Raw genomic sequence first — 16,088 nt, forward strand, 5'->3', positions numbered from 1 at the left:
GGTTTAGGGTTCCAGCGCAGCCCGCAGTGGCGGCTGAGTTGAAGGCGATGGCGACGATTGCTGCGGCCGCAATATTCAGTTTCCGATTGATAGACAAATTCATCGCTTCCTAGAAGGTTAATGAGAGACCAGCGCTGACGGTGATGCCCTGGTTGACCACCAGAGAGATATCTTCCTCGTCGTAGACGCCATCCTCGTTGTCGTCGTTATCAGCGCGTGCGGTGTTGTAGTACTCCTCGTCGAAGAGGTTGTCGACACGACCGAAGATCGAGAGCTTGGTGGAGCCAAACTTACGATCATAGTTACCGAGCAGGTTGAACGTAGAGTGACCATCCATCTCCAGCTGATTGAGCTCATCGGCGAAGTAGGAAGAGGTGGAGTCGAACTCGCCACTGATGGTCAGATTCTCGGTCGGGTAGAAGGCCAAGATCAGGTTGAGGTGGTGGTTGGGGGTGCGCGAGATATCGTTACCGGTGTTATCTAACGCCTTCTGGCAGTAGTTCTGGCCGCTGAAGGAGACGTTAGTCCAGGTACCATCAATACAACCGCCCGGAGCGAAGCCGTTGGTATCCATCACCGAGAGAACATAGTCTTCGTAGTCGGTGTACTCGGCATTAAGATAGGTGTAGGCGAGATCCCAGCTTATCCACTTCGCCGGTTGTGCGTTGATCGAGAGCTCGACGCCACGGTGGCGAGCGTTGCCGACATTTTCGAACTGGTTGGTGAGGCCGGTTGTGTAACGTCCGTTGCTCGCCTCAATGAAATCCTCACGCTCGATCTGGAACAGCGCTAGGTCATACTCCAGCGAGCCGAGTGCATCGAGCTTGCCGCGCAGGCCGATCTCCAGGTTGAGTGCCTGCTCGGGATCGAGGTCGGGATTGGGGTTGGTGCGCATGGTCGGCGAGCTGATACCGATAAAGAGCTGCTTGACAGTTGGTGCGCGGAAGCCGGTTGAGCCGTTGGCGTAGAGATCGAGATTATCAGTGACGGCGAAGTTGCCGCCAAGGCGCCAGCTGCCGACCTCGAACTGCTTGTCGTCTGTTTCGGTGGTCCAGGCGTAGGCGGGTGGCCAGCCAGCCGATGCCCACTCCGAGCGGGTTCCTTCAAGATCGATCAGGTCGGCGCGACCGTTCATGGTCAGGGTGAGGCGTTTGGCGGGGCGGACCTTGAGCTCGCCGTAAAAAGCGTAGACCCCCTCGCTGGTGTCGCTCGTCGAATGAACACCGCCGATGCCGGCGCTGGCACAGTTGGTGTAGCTGCCGATGTCGGCACAGTCGAGGTAGTTGACTAGCGCATCGTAGCTGTTAGCGCGCAGGTCGGTGCCGATCATCCACGCGGCGCGTTCGTCGGGGTGGCGATACTCAGCCTTGAAGCCACGCTGTACCTGGGAGTAGTCGTTTGTGTAGCCGTAGTCGTCCTCGGTGCTGTCGACCGGTGCGCTGTTGTACTTGGTGTCGTCGCTGAACTGGTAGACATTGAGCATCAGGTTCGACTCATCCTCGAAGTCGCTGGCGAAGGTGAGGAAGTACTTCTGCAGCTGTACGTCGAAGTGGTTGGCGTAGTCGTTGTAGGTGGGGTCTTCACTCTGCGGATCGTTGGCGGCGGCGGTAACACCGGCGACAGCTCCGTGGCTGTTCTTTGCGCGATCGGCCAGCTCAAAGCCGAAGGTAAGGTCGCTCATCTCACCGACATAGAGCTGCAGCTTACCGTTGGCGTAGTCCGCCTCAGAGCTGGAATCTTCATAATACCCGTCCACCTCGGTGTGGGAGAGCTGCAGATGGCCGCTGCCGAAATCGCCAGCAAAGCCGCCGCGCACCAGCCCCTTGAGGCGGCCAAAGCTGCCGCCCTCGACAGAGGCCTTCACGCCCGCCATCTTCGCGCCGCGCTTGGTGGTGATGATGACCGCACCGGCCAGTGCATCGTCACCGAAGAGGTAGGAGGCGCCGCCCTTGACCACCTTGATCGATTCGATGTTGTCGAGATCGATATTGACCTTGCCGGTGCGCTCAAAGACCGGCACACCATCGATGACAACGGCCACGCCCGGCTTCTCGCCCATGAACCCCTGGTTCTCAACACCACGCAGGTGGATCTTCAGCGATTCGCCGCTGCCCCAGTTGGTGGTGATGCCCGGTACCGACTGCAGCAGCTGCTGAATATTGTCGGCGTGGCTCTCATCGACCGTCTCGCCGCTGATCACATTAATATTGGAGGGCTCTTCGCGCTTCGCCTCGAAGCGGTCATCGATGGTAGTCGAGTCGACGTGGATGATGCCAAGTGATTCAGCCGAGGCGTTGAAAGAAAGTGTTGAACCGAGTGCGAGGGCGGTTGCAGCCGAAACAAGGCGCAGCGATTTAGCCTGCGCAGAGGGGTGCGGAAATGACATTGAACTCTCCAGGAATAAAAAAAGGGCGTTCATCCATGAACGTTACTCACCATCCACTGCCGCTCACGCGACAGAATGCAGGACTATGTGAGAGCACGATCTATGCCATCAATTTGGGTGCGGCAATTAAGGGGTTTTGGAGGTTTGGTGTTATGAAAGGTGCGGCATATGACGCAACGAGTGCGTCATATGCCGCACTTTGTTAACGCAGTGCATAGACCATTGAGAAGCTGATAGGCAGTCGCGCTCCGAGTGCCGATGGTGGTTCAGGCAGGGGTCGACTCGACTCGATCGCCTTGCAGGCCGCCTTGTGCAGCAGGCGGTTTTTTCCATCGCAGGAGAGCTCGGTAATCTCACCTCGTTGATCGATCTGAAAGGCGACATCGACCGCCCCCTCGATGCGACGACGACGTGCCGCCGAGGGGTAGAACTTGTTGCTCTCGATATGTTTCACCAGGCGAGCGAGATAGTCCGCCTTGGCGCTCGCCATCTGCTCGGGTGAGGGACCGCTGGAGGCGGGTGGTGGTGCCGCCACAACCGGCTCCGCTGCGGCCACCGCAACAGGCTCGACTACCGTGGCAACCTCAACCGGTTCAAACACCTCGACAGGTACTTCTTCGACAACCTCAACTGGCTCCGCCTCAACAATTTCAACGGGTTCCGGCTCAACAACAGGTTCTGTTTCGACCACCTTCAGCGGCTCAGGCTCCACAATCGGTTCCGGTTCTACAACCGGCATCGGTTTCGGTTTCGGTTTAACCACCGGCTTGGGCTTCGGCTTGGGCGGCTCGACAGGCTTGGGTTTAACCGCCACTGGTTTCGGTTTCGGCGGCTCCACCTCCGGTTTCGGCCTGGGCTTAGGCGGCGGTTTTTTCTCCACCTTGGGAAGCGGTTTCGGGGCCGGTTTCGGCGCCATCAGTTTAATCTTCAGCGTAATCGGTGCCAGCTTCTCGGTCAGATCGGCCCACGGATTTCGTGGCATCTGAACTGCCACGGCGATATGTGCCGCGAAGGAGATCAGCAGCATAATCGTGAAGGCGCGGGTGTCGTTGCGGAGGCTCATGGCCCGTCAGATATTGCACACAGCGTGCCAGCGGGGCGGGCTGTAGATCAGTTAGCCGGATTAAGCGGCACGATGAGCGTGCTTTAGGGTAATCCGGGAGGTTTATGTGGAGAGCCGCGGATTGCGTTTCACTACATCCGGGCTACGTGCTGGGCCGTCTCAATCCATCGATAGTGTAAGAATTAGATGGCCAGCTCCAGCAGGGCCTGAACATCGTTGATTGTGATCTCACCACGATGGGTGTCGATTAAGCCCCGTTTTGCCAGCGCGATAAATGGCGGGAGGCAATCTCCCTGGCCGTGCCAAGCTCAATGGCGAGATCGGATTGTTTGATTTTGATGTTCTGCTCTTCACCCATCTTTTCGATCAGCAGTCCGGCCAGGCGGTTTTCCACGGGGATAAACGCGTGGTTGGCAAAGCGTTCGACGACCTGTTTTAAAGCGTGAGCCGACGTTATTAAAGATCCAGTGTTGAAAGTCGGGGAGCTATCCATCCACTTCTGAAACTGCTCCTTTCCGCCCAGCAGAGCCATCCATCACTATCGGCTGAGGTGATATAGCTGAAATTCTGATCATTGATCAGGTTGATCAGTGAGTGAATGCACAATTGCCCCGGCTCAATGCGATAGAGCAGCAGATTTCGTCCCTGATCATTCTGTAGTTGCACGCGAATAGTTCCATGGCCCAACAGGACAAAACGATTACAGGGTTGGCCAGGTTTGAACAGAACATCGCCGCTTTTGAATGCCTGCTTGTTCCATGCGTAATCACTTAAACCCGGCACCTCCGCGACGCTGGGAAATATGTCGGACAGGACGCGTTGTTCAGACGGTTTTAATTCCATTGCGTATGCAGCCATATTGCCAGGGTGACGACCCGAGTAACGGTCGGAGCATAGATTGCTCTGGAGAACTCTATCGATAAGTATTTGATATGAGTCAGTTAAAGTAAAGTTGGTGAGCTGCTGGGACGCAGTCTGCTTTCAGCATGAAAAAAGCCCCGAAATCGGGGCTAAAATGTGAGTGGAGTTCAAGATGGCTTGAGAGGTTCGTGAATATCCACTCGGACACACACTAAATAGTTGGAGTTACTCCAATTTAAAACCCTTCCGGCCAGTTAATGCCATCCACATCAAGCGAGCTTATCTCGATAGATTCCTGAGTTGCTGTGGCAAAACCATAGGCCAGTTAAGCCCGTCTGCTGCATCGAACTGTTCTACCGCAGGTTGTGCGGCAAAACCGTAGGGCCAGTTGAAACCATCAGCCTGCTCAGAAGCGTGCAGATGAGAAGCGCCAAGCAGGGCCAGTAGTGCCAGAGATGAGCCAAGTTTTTTCATAATCTTTTCCTCGTAAGAAGTGGATGACCGCAGTATAGGGAGATGAGGAAAAAGTAGAGTGACTGAGTCACTTAGCTGTGGGGGTGGTGTGACATGGTCACATAAGCCTACTCAGTTAACATTATGCAGCTATTAAATAGTCGGTCATTGGTTCGCCGGGGCAATCATGTGGCGTGGAAAGAAGGGTGGGCAATGGATGTTGCCCACGCTGTTGTGGAAGGAGTGCTTGGGATGATTTGTATTGTAGGAGTTATTAGCTGATGGTTTCATGAGGCACGTCCATGTGGCCTCACCCTTCGGGCAGCTTAGGCTGTGCAAATCGGCGATCCTGCCGATTTGTCGCCCTGTGCGGTGAGGTACTTTCTCTTAACCGCATAAGAGAAAGTACACAAAGAGGTCGCTCTTGCGTATCCCTGCGCGAAGTGCAGGATGCAAGAGTGCCGAGAAGCACATAGATGTGCGAGAGCGGCCTTCTCGTCATTACAGGCGCGAATAACAACTCGCTACGATCAAACAGTCGTTCGCTAAATCCTGTAATGCCTGCGATGCTCGCTCTGCATCGAGGCGATAAAGTTCAACACCATTGCCAATCGTTAACAGACTCGTAGCCCGGATGGAGTAACACGCAATCCGGGAGGATGATATTGAGACCCCCGGATTGCGTTTCACTCCACCCGGGCTACATGCCTGGGAAGTGAATTCGCGTCTACAAACACTTCCCAATCGATCCGGGCGCGCAGATCCGGCCATCTGTCCAGGTTGCTCCATCGAATTTAGCTTTAATCAGGATGGCACCACTCAGATTGGCACCCTGAAGGTTGGCTCCGCTCAGGTCTGCATCCAGCAGGTTGATCTTCTGCATATTGGCCAGCATCAGGTTGGCCTCCTGCAAATTAGCCGCATGCATATGAGCGCCTTCCAGATTTGCGAGCATTAGGTCGGCACCCTTCAGATTGACCAGTTGCATAATGGCGTACGAAAAATTGGCCCGCTGTAGATTCGCGCCATCCAGTCGCATCTTCTCCATCGAAGCGTGATTCATGTCGAGGCCCGGTGCGTTCAATCCCACCCGCACGGCGTCGGTGCACTGGGCGTCAGGCTCCAGCTTGCAGAGGGAGTTGGCGTTATCAAGTGTGTCGACTTTATCGGTCCAGGCGATGGCAGCTGGCAGGTAGAGTGTTGCTAGTAGTGTGGCAAGTGTAGTGGTTATTCGGTTGTGCTTTTCATCGTGTGTACGCCTCCGGGGTTCTTATCTTCTGAAGAGTGCCAGCCTTAATAGAGTGGGCTGGCTTTGTTGTTTTAGCGGCTCTCATCTTATGTTCGAGTCCGCCACCGCTGACCGCCATGGATAGCGAAGCGAAGGCGGTTAGTCCGCGATAGTCGACGCCGTCTGCATATTCGTAGTTGAGAGCGCGAGCGGACGACGAAGAAGATGCAGCAGCGGCTTTATGTCGGCGTAGAGTCACTGAGGGAGTTGTGTAGAGCCGCGAAGAGGTGATTACGCAACGAACGCAGGACGTCGGGGCGCCGTAGGCATAAATGGTCGCGTTAAGTTTTTGCTGTTTGCTTGGGCTTGGATGCCCAAAACAAACTTTCGCAAAAATAGCGACTCCCGTCGTCTATTTATAGTTGAAATAAACGAGTCTGTATTCAAGTGTTTGGAGGTAGTGCTAGGTAGGTAGGGTGGGTTGAGCAAAGCGATATCACTACATGCTGTCGCAGATTGGTGATTGGAATATTTGGGATTACGAGATATCAGCAGATGGTTTCATGAGGCACGTCCATGTGCCTCACCCTTCGGGCAGCTTGGCGCTGTGCAAATCGGCGATCCTGCCGATTTGTCGCTACGCTCAGACATGCTGCCCACTCAATCCTGAAATCACTGCGATGCTCGCTCTGCATCGAGGGAATGAAGGTCAACACCGCGTCCATTCGTTGGCAGCTATATGGGTAAACTGTCCCAGAGTTAAACCGGGTCAGAGAGCATTATTCTCTAATATTAGAAATAATTGTTCTCTGACACGGTTTTTCAAAAGTGATGCTGAAAGACTCCCAAACCAGCCAATATCTCTAACAACGCGAAATAACCACTCCTTGTAAGCCTCGTCGGCTGAAACGAATACAATACTCGAATCCACGAATTGACCTTTAAGAGCAGTGCTAATACCCGCCATAAGCATTGCTGTACTAATTAGTACGTTAACTAAACTAGAGGTTTTCATTTTATAGTGAAGCTCCCTATTGTTTTGTGTGATCGCTCTGAATCACTGTGATGTTCGCTTTGCATCGAGAGGTGGGAGTCAACGCCGTCGCCAATAGCTAGCAGCTAAATTATGTATGCTGCCCCGGAATTGCGCGTGTGTTTATTGTTGGCTCTAGATGTCCAGCTCATGGTTCGGCTTTTGCAATCTAGCACATGGTAAGCGATTGCCTCGGAGTGCATTCGTTCGCTGACCGCCATGGAGAGCGAAGTGAGAGCGGTTAGTCCCCGATAGTCGACGCCGTCTGCCTATTCGTAGTTGAGAGCGCGAGCGAACGACGAAGAAGATGCAGCAGCGGCTTTATGTCGGCGTAGAGTCACTGAGGGAGTTGTGTAGAGCCGCGAAGAGGTGATTACGCAACGTACGCAGGACGGTCGGGGCGCCGTAGGCATAAATGGTCGCGTTAAGTTTTTGCTGTTTGCTTGGGCTTGGATGCCCAAAACAAACTTTCGCAAAAATAGCGACTCCCCGGTTTGATCAATGATTGGTCTGACGCGAAACTCGATGCCTGGAGTGTCAGCAAACTTGTAGATTTTGTTTCTTAGATGTTCTTCCCACGTAACGGAAACCTCTCGTTCTCGGCAATAATTGTTCCCTTGTGGCTAGAGAACGCAACCATATCCAGGCGACCAATTACAGAAATTTCTGCCGTTAGTTCTTCACGATTTTGGCCGAGTATTACGCGATCCTCCTCGGTAATCTTCATCTCACTGCCTGCGCCAGAAAGCTCCACAAACTCAATTTGGTTTCCATCAATGCCGCCAACTAAACGATCCGCAGAGTGCTTAGTAACTTGTGCTGCCCAAAGGATGTTTGAATCACCAATCTGAATATTCCCATTACCAGTGTTCGCAATCAGGGTGCCAGACCCGACATTGATATTGGCATTGATCGTGATATTCAGAGGGAGCTTTTGCTCGAGAACCTTGGCAACCTCTTTACGTAGGTTGAGGGCCTCTTTGAAAAGCTTGGTTATGGTGCTGGACAGTTGATAGCCGCCATCGGAAGCTAATACGGTCAGAACCTCTTTGTGGGTAAAGACAAAATCAATAGAAATTCGATTGAACCTGGCTTGATCTGTACTTGGTAATCGATTTGTTTTTGATTTTCGGAGTAAGCTGGCGACGCCCGAGTTGTACTGCAATAAGGCGGTCGGTTATGGAGCGGTAGCTAGATAGAAGAAGCTCCATTGATCGTAAATCATAGGTGCCGTCTTCGAATGCGGCTCCTTTAGCGTAGAAGCGAAAATCGTGATCACTCATCCGTGTGCTCCTTTCCTATTTGACTAATGCCGTGCTAAGCCGGGCATCGTGGCGGGGTTTGCCTTTGTGCTATGTTGCACTAAGTCAAGCGCCGTGGAGGTGGGCGGTTGAGCTGATTATTAAGTTCATGCTTTTGTAAGCAAGAACGCCAATGCAATAACAAGAATGCCTACTATTACGCCCGCCCAGAACTTATCTACTTGTATTTTATCTGCGATTTTTCTATTGCTGAGTGAAGCCTCTCGGGGCTGTCTTTTAGATTGATTGCTTGGTGATTCCCAACCCAGCCGGGTAGTTCTTCAGGTGTTATATCAATTAGCAACGGTATAATGGTTTTCTTTTGAATTAAAGATGCCCCAATTTCTTGTTGAACTGCTTGTGACTCACAAGCGTTTTTGATGCCAGAAAGAAACCCAATCAGCTTTGTCCAGTTTCTCAAAAATTACATCTGTCCATTTGCTCCCAGGTTCAATTGATATTCCTGCTAGAAACATTTCTATGCCAGCCATGGAAGTTAATGAATAAAGCTTTTTCGCCAGCTCTTCATCCTTCGTTGAATAGCTTATAAATGCTGAACTCAAATTGCCCCTTTGTTGTAGAGCTTAACAGTGAATATGAATCTGGCGCATATATTGCCATATGCGGTCGGCTCGTATGTTGCGATATGTCACTAAGAACTCTCACTTTAGTGGGGTCTGTCGTTTTGAATGGGTTTGATAAGGTGTTTCTGCATCCTGCATGACTCTTCCCGGTTGTGTGAGCCTATGCCGCACTCAGTTAGAGTGTGGTCTGTGCTACGTGTATGAGATTAACTAAATCTTATGAGGGTGCCAAATCGGTTCGGTTTTGTTCCGTCGATGCAGGCGAGCATCGCAGTGATTTCAGGATTGAGTGGGCAGCTTGTCCGAGCGCAGCGAGTTCTGCCCACGCCTGAAATCATGAGAAGCGGAGTGAACCGCGAAGCGGCAAATCGTCGGAGAGGTTTCTTTCCCCTATTTCTTTCTAAAAGAAATGGGGTTGCTGCCCCTAATGGAGTTTAAGAGAGTCTACTGAACGTGCAGGGCAGTAATACCCGACGAAAGTTGGCTAAGTGTTATTTGAAACGGGTAGCGTCTAACGCTTCCGTCTCTTCAACCAAATACCTAATCCCACCCCCAACAACCCCACCGGCACCACCAACAAAAACCCAACCCCAATCACCGCCATCGCGGTGTTCGACAGCTCGAGTGTGGTGTCGGACGCGGTGCGGCTGCGGATGGTGATCAGCGCGTCGTCGTGGCTTAGCCACTCGACCATGGCGAGGCCGAGGTCGAGGTTGCCGCCGTTGCCGAGGTAGCTGTTGCTGAGGAAGTCGCCGTCGCCGATGACGATGGCGCGTTGGTTGGTGGTTTCGCCGTTGGTGGTCTCTCCCTCCATGGTGCGGGTCAGTGCAAGGGCGAGGTTGAAGGGGCCTTCGCGCTCTCCTTCGTCGGCATCCATGGCGATGGTCCCTTCGATTGTGCCGGTCTCATTCCAGGTGCCGGGGAGGGTGGTGATGAGCGGTTCGCCCTGCCACTCGTTGGTCTCTTCGAACTCCAGTGCGGCGCTCTGCGGGTAGAGGGTCAGCGCGGTGAAGTTGCTGGTGACGGCGTGGAAGGGGTAATCGGGTACGACTACGATAGCGGGGTTGTCGATGCCGAGTTTGCTGCTGTTGGTATCGACCAGGGTGCCGGGTAGTTTGGTGATGCCGAGTGAGTCGATTAGCTCCTCAGTCCCGACTCGCTGTCTGGCTCGGTGAGCCAGAGCAGGTTGCCGCCGCTCTGCAGATAGCCTTCGATCAGTGCGATCTCGCCCTCCAGCAGTGCCAACTGTGGGCTGGCGATTACCAGCAGTTCAGTGTTGCCGGGGATGGCACCGAGCTTGGCGAGGTTGAGCGGTTGCAGCTTAAAACCCTTGCGCTCCAGCTCACTGCCGAAGCTGCCCAGCGCGTGGTTCGCCTCGCTGCGCAGGTCGCGCTCACCATGCCCCTCAAGATAGGCGATCCAGCGATCGCCGCTGCGGCTCAGGCGACGTAGGGCGTTGGTTACATTCTGTTCATTAATTGCCTGCAGCTGTTCGCTACGCCCCTGATAGTGGATCAGCAGTGCGCCGTTGCCGAGGTTGAGCTCGCGCATGCGTTGCGGATTGAGGTCGGGGTTGATGAAGCTGATTTCGATATCGCCCTTGGAGCGCTGGTAGCGGTCGATGAAGCTTTCGATCTGGCGACGCAGCTCCCCCTCTTCACGCACAAATGCCTCGATCTTCACGGGGGCATTGAGAGTGGCGAGCAGATCGCTGCTCGTCTCGGAGAGGGAGTTGCGGCCGCTGTGGGTCCAGTCCGCTTCGAAGCTGTAGTGGGTGCTGAGCCAGGCGATCAGTCCGACCGCGGTGAGAAACAGCGCGATGAAGAGGTAGTGGCTTGAAGCGTGCCATGCGCCGTGTCGAGGTGGTCTGTTTCATTCTGGTTCCCTACTATGGCTGCAGCCGCTCGGCATCGAGGCAGCGGATGCTGAGCACCAGAAAGGTGGTGATGAAGAGCAGATAGTAGACGATGTCGCTGCTGTTGAAGACACCCTTGAGCAGTGATTCGTGGTGGCGTAGTAGTGAGAGGTAGCTGAAGACGTTACCTACCTCGTCGCCGCTATTACCGGAGAGGTCGATGATCCAGAGCAACAACAGCAGACCGAAGCTGCTGATGCCGGCGACGGTCGGTTGCTGGGTAAGGGTCGACATGAAGAGCCCGGCGGCGGTGAAGGCGGCGGTGAGCAGTAGCAGACCGAGCAGCGCCGAGGCGAACAGCCCGAAGTCGAGCGTGCCGCCGCTGAGCAGTGAGAGCGGCATCAGCGCGGTGAGGGTGAGCATCAGCAGCAGGAAGGCGAGCAGGCCGAGGTACTTGCCGAGGATGATCTCGCTCATAGAGATCGGTGCCGAGAGCAGGAGTGTGAGGGTGCGGTTGCGCCGCTCCTCGCTGACCAGACGCATGGTCAGTAGCGGGGTGACCAGTAGCAGCACGATCGCGGCGGAGCTGAAGAGTGGGGCGACGATCAGCTCGGCGACGCCGGGTGCGCCGTGCAGGGTGGCAAGCCGTGGCTGCGCCTCAATGATGTAGTAGTCGACCATGCCGAGAAAGAGCCAGGCGAGGATGAACTGCACCACCGCGAGGATGGTCCAGGCGAGCGGTGAGAGGAACAGCGAGCGCAGCTCACGGGCGGCGATAGTGAGGATCATGCGGCGGCCTCCTCGCCGGTCGCGCCGGTGGTCAGCTCGACAAAGATCTGCTCCAGCGACTTGCGGTGTGAGTCAGCTCCAGTACGCCCCAGCCGTTCGCGACTGCCGCTTCGGCAACGGCCCCGGCTGGATTGGTCTCTGGTGAGTGTCGCAGTTCGATATAACCCGCATCCGATCGCTCGGCCGATTCGATGCCTGGCAGTGCGGTGAGTGCCTCGAGCGGCGGCGGGTTGCTCAGTTTGAGCCGTAGCACCGGCTCGCTGAGGCGTGCATCGAGCCCATGCATGGTGTCGCTGAAGAGCAGTTTGCCCTGGTGGATGATCTGCACCCGTGAGCAGGTCGCCTGCACCTCGGGCAGGATGTGGGTGGAGAGGATCACGCCGTGCTCGTTGCCGAGCTCCCTGATCAGCTGGCGAATCTCGCGAATCTGGATCGGATCGAGGCCAACGGTCGGCTCATCGAGGATCACCACCGCCGGGTTGTGGATGATCGCCTGGGCGATGCCGACGCGCTGCTGATACCCCTTGGAGAGGTTGCCGATCAGGCGGCTGCCGACATCAACAAGGCCGCAACGCGTCTTGGCGCGATTGAGTGCAGTCTCAATCTCGACTCGTGCGATGCGGTTGAGCTTTGCGCAGTAGCGCAGATACTCATCGACGGTCAGCTCGCGATAGAGCGGCGGTTGCTCTGGCAGGTAGCCGAGTTCGGTCTTGGCGCGCTTCGGCTCGTCCAGTAGGTCGACGCCGTTAATCGCCACCGCGCCGGTGGTCGGTGCTAGATTGCCGGTGATCATCTGCATGGTGGTCGACTTTCCCGCCCCGTTGGGACCGAGAAAACCGAGCACCTCGCCGCGTGCCACCTCGAAGCTGAGGTTGTCGACGACGCGGTTCTCGCCGTAGAGACGGGTGAGGTTTTCGACACGGATCAGGATTTCGTCACTCATACGTTTTATTATTCAGGATCGTTTTAGCCGTTGCCAAGCGGCGACCATACACCGCAAAGACCGATTCGACTATGTGCAAACTCGCCAATACACCCGAACCGCCCTACTACAGCGTGATCTTCAGCTCGCTGAAAAGCGCCTCCGATGAAGGTTATGAAGAGGCCGCCCAACGGATGCTGCAGCTCGCGCGGCGCAGCCCGGCTTCTCGGTGTTGAGTCGGCGCGAGAAGGTGCGTTGGGTATCACGTCTCCTACTGGGAGTCGCTTGAGGCGATCCGGATGTGGCGAGAAGAGGGTGAGCATCAGGCAGCGCAGGCGGATGGACGTGAGCGCTGGTATCAGTGCTATCAGGTGCGGGTGGCACGGGTCGAACGTAGCTACAGCTTTGGAGGTGAATCGTGATACTGCTTGGTGTCGACACCGGGGTACCTTCACCGACTTTGTCGTCGATGTGGGTGGAGAGCTGCGGGTCCACAAGGTGCTCTCCACGCCCGATGCCCCGGAGCGGGCGATCCTGCAGGGGATCGATGAGCTGGGGCTCGACCGCGCACAGCTGCGGGTGGTGCACGGCTCGACGGTGGCGACCAATGCACTGCTGGAGGGGAAGGGGGTGCGCACCCTCTTTATTACCAATCGTGGGCTGCGAGATCTGCTCACCATTGGTCGTCAGGCGCGGCGCGAACTCTATAACCTGCAGCCCGATCCGGTGACGCCGCCAGTGCCAAGAGAGTTCTGCCTGGAGACCGGCGGACGGCTTAATGCTGAGGGTGAGATGATCGAGCCGCTCACCGAGGCCGACCTTGCCGAGCTACAGCAGGCCGTCGCGGAGCTCGAGCCGCAGTCGGTGGCGATCAATCTGCTCTTCTCCTTTCTCGATGACAGCGGTGAGCGTGCTATTGAGGCGGCGCTGCCCGAAACGCTGTTTGTCGCTCGCTCCTCCGAGGTGTTGCCGGAGTATCGAGAGTATGAGCGCGGTATCGCCACCTGGCTCAACGCCTATGTCGGGCCGCTGGTCGAGAGCTATCTGGGGCGTCTCGAGCAGGGCGTTTCACCGGCGCCGCTGTCGGTAATGCAGAGTTCGGGCGATACCATCGACGCCGCCCAGGCGGGGCGACACTCGGTACGCATGTTGCTCTCCGGTCCGGCGGGTGGTCTGCGTGGAGCGCAGTTTATCGGCGAACTGGCGGGACGCGAACGACTACTCACCTTCGATATGGGCGGCACCTCGACCGATGTGGCGCTGATTGACGGTGAGGTGCAGTTGACCGGTGAGGGGGAGATCGCAGGTTATCCGGTCGGTGTACCGATGGTCGATATGCATACCATTGGTGCGGGTGGTGGCTCGATCGCCACGGTCGATGCGGGCGGTATGCTGCAGGTCGGGCCGGAGTCGGCGGGTGCCGATCCGGGCCCCGCCTGTTACGGGCGTGGCGGTTCACGGGTGACGGTGACCGACGCCAATCTGGTGCTGGGGCGGTTGCAACCCGATGCCTTTCTCGGCGGCAACATGGCCCTTGACCTTACGGCGGCCGAGGCGGTCGTCGATGAGCTGGCGGCGGGGTTGAAGCTGAACCGTGAGGAGGCGGCTGAGGGGTGATCCATCTTGCCAACGAACATATGGCACGTGCGCTACGGGTGATCTCGGTCGAGCGGGGTGTCGATCCGCGTGAGCTGACGCTGACCTCCTTTGGCGGTGCCGGTGGCTTGCACGTCTGTGCCCTGGCCGAGGCGCTCGGCATGGATGAGGCGCTGGTGCCGCGACACGGCGGTGTGCTCTCGGCGCTCGGCATGCTCGCCGCGCCGCGTGGACGGCAGCTCTCTCAAACGGTGACCGGACTACTGCATGCTATCGATGTCGCCATGCTCGACCAGCACTTCGATGTGCTACTGAGTCAGGGGCGTAGCGAGCTGCTGGCAGAGGGTGTTGATGAGTCGTTGATCGAGGCGCAGCGCTCGGTCGATCTGCGCTATCAGGGGCAGTCCTACACCCTCAATGTGCCGTGGTGCGGCATGCATGAGAGCAAGGCGAGTTTTCATGCACTGCACGCCCAGCGCTACGGTCATAGTCTGGGGATGGAGGTTGAGCTGGTTAATGTGCGCGTTGGTGTGCGCGGTGGCGCTTCAAGAGTTGAGCTGCAGCCGTTGGGTGAGGGTGATGTCGAGCCGTTTGCTCATCGTCCGCTCTACGGTGTGGCGGAACCGGTAGCCTGTTATCAGCGCGATGCGCTCGCTGCCGGTAGTGAGCTTTCTGGGCCAGCGCTGATTACCGAGACGGTCTCAACCACCTGGCTGGCACCCGGCTGGCACTGCCGGGTTGATGGTTACGGTAATCTGCTGCTCAGGTTTGTCTAGCCGCTGGGCAGGGCGGCGAGGGTGCTATCAGACCAGCTGAGTGCCTCAGTGTAGGTTGTGGCGACCTTCCACGGGTCGAGATCCTGGAAGGCACTCTTCTCCCAGTCACTCTGCTCATAGGCGATTACACAGTTGATCGCCTCACCTATCGCGCCCTCACGTTTCAGTAGCGCATCTTTGATCTCCTGACTAAGCGGTAGCTGCTCCAGCAGTTCGCCCATATCGGCATCCATGATCGCGTCGAGGGTGGAGAAGAGTCCTGCAGTGAAGAAACCTGCGGGTTGCGGCAACCTGGCCTGTTCGGCCAGCAGTTCGCACATCTTGCCGCGCAGCATCGAGATGTTCATCAGTTCGCTCGGTTTGTCATCGACATTGGTCAGTGAGATCAGGGTCGCCCACTGCTTGATCGCCTGCAGACCGAGATAGACGATCGCCTGTTTGATCGACTCGATCTCGCGCGGCAGGGCGAAGAAAGCGGAGTTGATGTGGCGCAGCAGTTTGTAACTGAGGGTGACATCCTGGCTGATCAGGGTCTCGATCTCTTTGTTGGAGACGTCGGCAGCCTGCAGGCTAGCGATCAGGCGCAGCGCAGTGGTGCGGTTGGAGGCGAGACGTTTGCCCTCAACGATATTGGGCTGGCAGAGAAAGTTGCCGCGAAAGTATGAGAAGCCGAGCTGTACACAACGAGCATGCACATCGCGACTATCGACCCCGTCGGCGAGGATCTCGACACCCGCTTCACGAATGGGTGTGATCGCCTCCATCATCTCGCGCAGATCGCCGATTCCAACCTGGATGCGAACGATGTCAGCATGTTTTAGCAGTTCAGCACGCTCCTGGCTGTAGACGAAGTCGTTGAGCAGCAGCTTGTAGCCGTGTCCCTTTAGTTTGAGCAGCTTCTCAATGTTTTCGTCGCTGGCTGGAGTGGTGGGTGAGATGCCGAGAATGATCTGAGGCGTTGAGAGCTGGAGCAGGGTCTCGTCGAGTTGCAACTCCGGATCAAGGTTAATGATTGCCGGTCTGCGTCCTGCAAGATTATCGAGGCCGATCTCGACCACATTGCCGATAAAGTCGCGAACGTTACTGCTGTGATCGCTATCCACGTTGATCGTGTCGTTGAAGATTAGCTCATAGGCAAAAACTTCAGAGAGGCGGTTGTAGATACCCTGGCGGGTGACGAAGACCTGTTTGCTGCTCACGCGTAATTCCATTTATTGGGAATGTGGAAATAGGGGGCTAGC

General features: G+C 56.2%; 16 protein-coding genes and 2 pseudogenes. 3 read left to right on the plus strand and 15 right to left on the minus strand.

Annotated features, from left to right (window positions below):
• Window positions 1-109: 109 nt before the first annotated feature.
• From HUE57_RS05275 to HUE57_RS20575, 11 genes are all read right to left on the minus strand, one after another.
• Window positions 110-2,386 carry a TonB-dependent receptor gene (locus HUE57_RS05275; protein WP_174672836.1) on the minus strand — a complete coding sequence of 759 codons (2,277 nt, stop codon included), beginning with the start codon at window positions 2,384-2,386 and terminating at the stop codon, window positions 110-112.
• A gap of 202 nt (window positions 2,387-2,588) precedes the next feature.
• Window positions 2,589-3,449 carry a TonB family protein gene (locus HUE57_RS05280; protein WP_174672837.1) on the minus strand — a complete coding sequence of 287 codons (861 nt, stop codon included), beginning with the start codon at window positions 3,447-3,449 and terminating at the stop codon, window positions 2,589-2,591.
• A 247-nt stretch (window positions 3,450-3,696) separates the two neighbouring features.
• Window positions 3,697-3,981 (minus strand): cyclic nucleotide-binding domain-containing protein, encoded by a 285-nt coding sequence (locus HUE57_RS05285; protein ID WP_174672480.1) that lies wholly within the window; start codon window positions 3,979-3,981, stop codon window positions 3,697-3,699.
• The gene (locus tag HUE57_RS20180; protein WP_420885710.1) at window positions 3,906-4,307 is read right to left on the minus strand and encodes a cyclic nucleotide-binding domain-containing protein; all 402 of its coding nucleotides are present in this window, start codon (window positions 4,305-4,307) and stop codon (window positions 3,906-3,908) included. Before HUE57_RS20180 ends, HUE57_RS05285 begins: the two co-directional genes overlap by 76 nt.
• A gap of 282 nt (window positions 4,308-4,589) precedes the next feature.
• A complete protein-coding gene (locus HUE57_RS05295; RefSeq protein WP_174672839.1) occupies window positions 4,590-4,784 on the minus strand; it encodes a hypothetical protein in 195 nt (64 codons plus the stop codon).
• 706 nt (window positions 4,785-5,490) lie between these two features.
• Window positions 5,491-5,826: a pentapeptide repeat-containing protein gene (locus tag HUE57_RS05300; RefSeq protein WP_272902055.1), complete on the minus strand. Its 336-nt coding sequence runs from the start codon at window positions 5,824-5,826 to the stop codon at window positions 5,491-5,493.
• Window positions 5,827-6,007: 181 nt separating this feature from the next.
• Entirely contained in the window at window positions 6,008-6,250 is a 243-nt protein-coding gene (locus HUE57_RS05305) for a hypothetical protein (RefSeq protein WP_174672841.1), read from the minus strand.
• A gap of 1,043 nt (window positions 6,251-7,293) precedes the next feature.
• Window positions 7,294-7,500, minus strand: coding sequence for a hypothetical protein (locus HUE57_RS05310; protein WP_174672842.1), 207 nt, complete (start codon window positions 7,498-7,500; stop codon window positions 7,294-7,296).
• An 86-nt stretch (window positions 7,501-7,586) separates the two neighbouring features.
• Entirely contained in the window at window positions 7,587-8,189 is a 603-nt protein-coding gene (locus tag HUE57_RS05315; RefSeq protein ID WP_174672843.1) for a hypothetical protein, read from the minus strand.
• 501 nt (window positions 8,190-8,690) lie between these two features.
• Window positions 8,691-8,888, minus strand: a complete 198-nt coding sequence (locus HUE57_RS05320; protein ID WP_174672844.1) for a TIR domain-containing protein — start codon at window positions 8,886-8,888, stop codon at window positions 8,691-8,693.
• A gap of 532 nt (window positions 8,889-9,420) precedes the next feature.
• Entirely contained in the window at window positions 9,421-9,723 is a 303-nt protein-coding gene (locus tag HUE57_RS20575) for a hypothetical protein (protein ID WP_174672845.1), read from the minus strand.
• Between HUE57_RS20575 and HUE57_RS20580 the strand changes: the two genes are divergently transcribed.
• A complete protein-coding gene (locus HUE57_RS20580; RefSeq protein ID WP_174672846.1) occupies window positions 9,685-10,023 on the plus strand; it encodes a hypothetical protein in 339 nt (112 codons plus the stop codon). The two genes, HUE57_RS20575 and HUE57_RS20580, sit on opposite strands and share 39 nt — an antisense overlap.
• 23 nt (window positions 10,024-10,046) lie before the next feature.
• Here HUE57_RS20580 and HUE57_RS05335 read toward each other — a convergent pair whose 3' ends face one another.
• From HUE57_RS05335 to HUE57_RS05345, 3 genes are all read right to left on the minus strand, one after another.
• Window positions 10,047-10,730, minus strand: a complete 684-nt coding sequence (locus HUE57_RS05335; protein WP_174673726.1) for a GldG family protein — start codon at window positions 10,728-10,730, stop codon at window positions 10,047-10,049.
• Between the two features lie 67 nt (window positions 10,731-10,797).
• Window positions 10,798-11,553: an ABC transporter permease subunit gene (locus HUE57_RS05340; protein ID WP_078484974.1), complete on the minus strand. Its 756-nt coding sequence runs from the start codon at window positions 11,551-11,553 to the stop codon at window positions 10,798-10,800.
• Window positions 11,554-11,584: 31 nt separating this feature from the next.
• Window positions 11,585-12,496, minus strand: coding sequence for an ABC transporter ATP-binding protein (locus HUE57_RS05345; RefSeq protein WP_320416280.1), 912 nt, complete (start codon window positions 12,494-12,496; stop codon window positions 11,585-11,587).
• Between the two features lie 71 nt (window positions 12,497-12,567).
• On the opposite strand from HUE57_RS05345, the pseudogene HUE57_RS20190 reads away from it, so the two are divergent.
• Window positions 12,568-12,897, plus strand: a pseudogene (locus HUE57_RS20190) (antibiotic biosynthesis monooxygenase family protein).
• Window positions 12,894-14,847, plus strand: a pseudogene (locus HUE57_RS05355) (hydantoinase/oxoprolinase family protein). Before HUE57_RS20190 ends, HUE57_RS05355 begins: the two co-directional pseudogenes overlap by 4 nt.
• Here HUE57_RS05355 and HUE57_RS05360 read toward each other — a convergent pair.
• Window positions 14,844-16,046, minus strand: a complete 1,203-nt coding sequence (locus tag HUE57_RS05360; protein ID WP_172840294.1) for an EAL and HDOD domain-containing protein — start codon at window positions 16,044-16,046, stop codon at window positions 14,844-14,846. The pseudogene HUE57_RS05355 and the gene HUE57_RS05360 overlap by 4 nt on opposite strands.
• Window positions 16,047-16,088: the final 42 nt, after the last annotated feature.

It is taken from the genome of Candidatus Reidiella endopervernicosa, from assembly GCF_013343005.1.
GTDB lineage: Bacteria > Pseudomonadota > Gammaproteobacteria.

What these genes read in the sequence shown, in the direction of transcription:
- HUE57_RS05275 (WP_174672836.1), bottom strand. Translation starts at nt 2,386, where the DNA reads ATGTCATTTCCGCACCCCTCTGCGCAGGCTAAATCGCTGCGCCTTGTT.
- HUE57_RS05280 (WP_174672837.1), bottom strand. Translation starts at nt 3,449, where the DNA reads ATGAGCCTCCGCAACGACACCCGCGCCTTCACGATTATGCTGCTGATC.
- HUE57_RS05285 (WP_174672480.1), bottom strand. Translation starts at nt 3,981, where the DNA reads ATGGCTCTGCTGGGCGGAAAGGAGCAGTTTCAGAAGTGGATGGATAGC.
- HUE57_RS20180 (WP_420885710.1), bottom strand. Translation starts at nt 4,307, where the DNA reads ATGGCTGCATACGCAATGGAATTAAAACCGTCTGAACAACGCGTCCTG.
- HUE57_RS05295 (WP_174672839.1), bottom strand. Translation starts at nt 4,784, where the DNA reads ATGAAAAAACTTGGCTCATCTCTGGCACTACTGGCCCTGCTTGGCGCT.
- HUE57_RS05300 (WP_272902055.1), bottom strand. Translation starts at nt 5,826, where the DNA reads ATGAATCACGCTTCGATGGAGAAGATGCGACTGGATGGCGCGAATCTA.
- HUE57_RS20575 (WP_174672845.1), bottom strand. Translation starts at nt 9,723, where the DNA reads ATGGAGGGAGAGACCACCAACGGCGAAACCACCAACCAACGCGCCATC.
- HUE57_RS05340 (WP_078484974.1), bottom strand. Translation starts at nt 11,553, where the DNA reads ATGATCCTCACTATCGCCGCCCGTGAGCTGCGCTCGCTGTTCCTCTCA.
- HUE57_RS05345 (WP_320416280.1), bottom strand. Translation starts at nt 12,496, where the DNA reads ATGAGTGACGAAATCCTGATCCGTGTCGAAAACCTCACCCGTCTCTAC.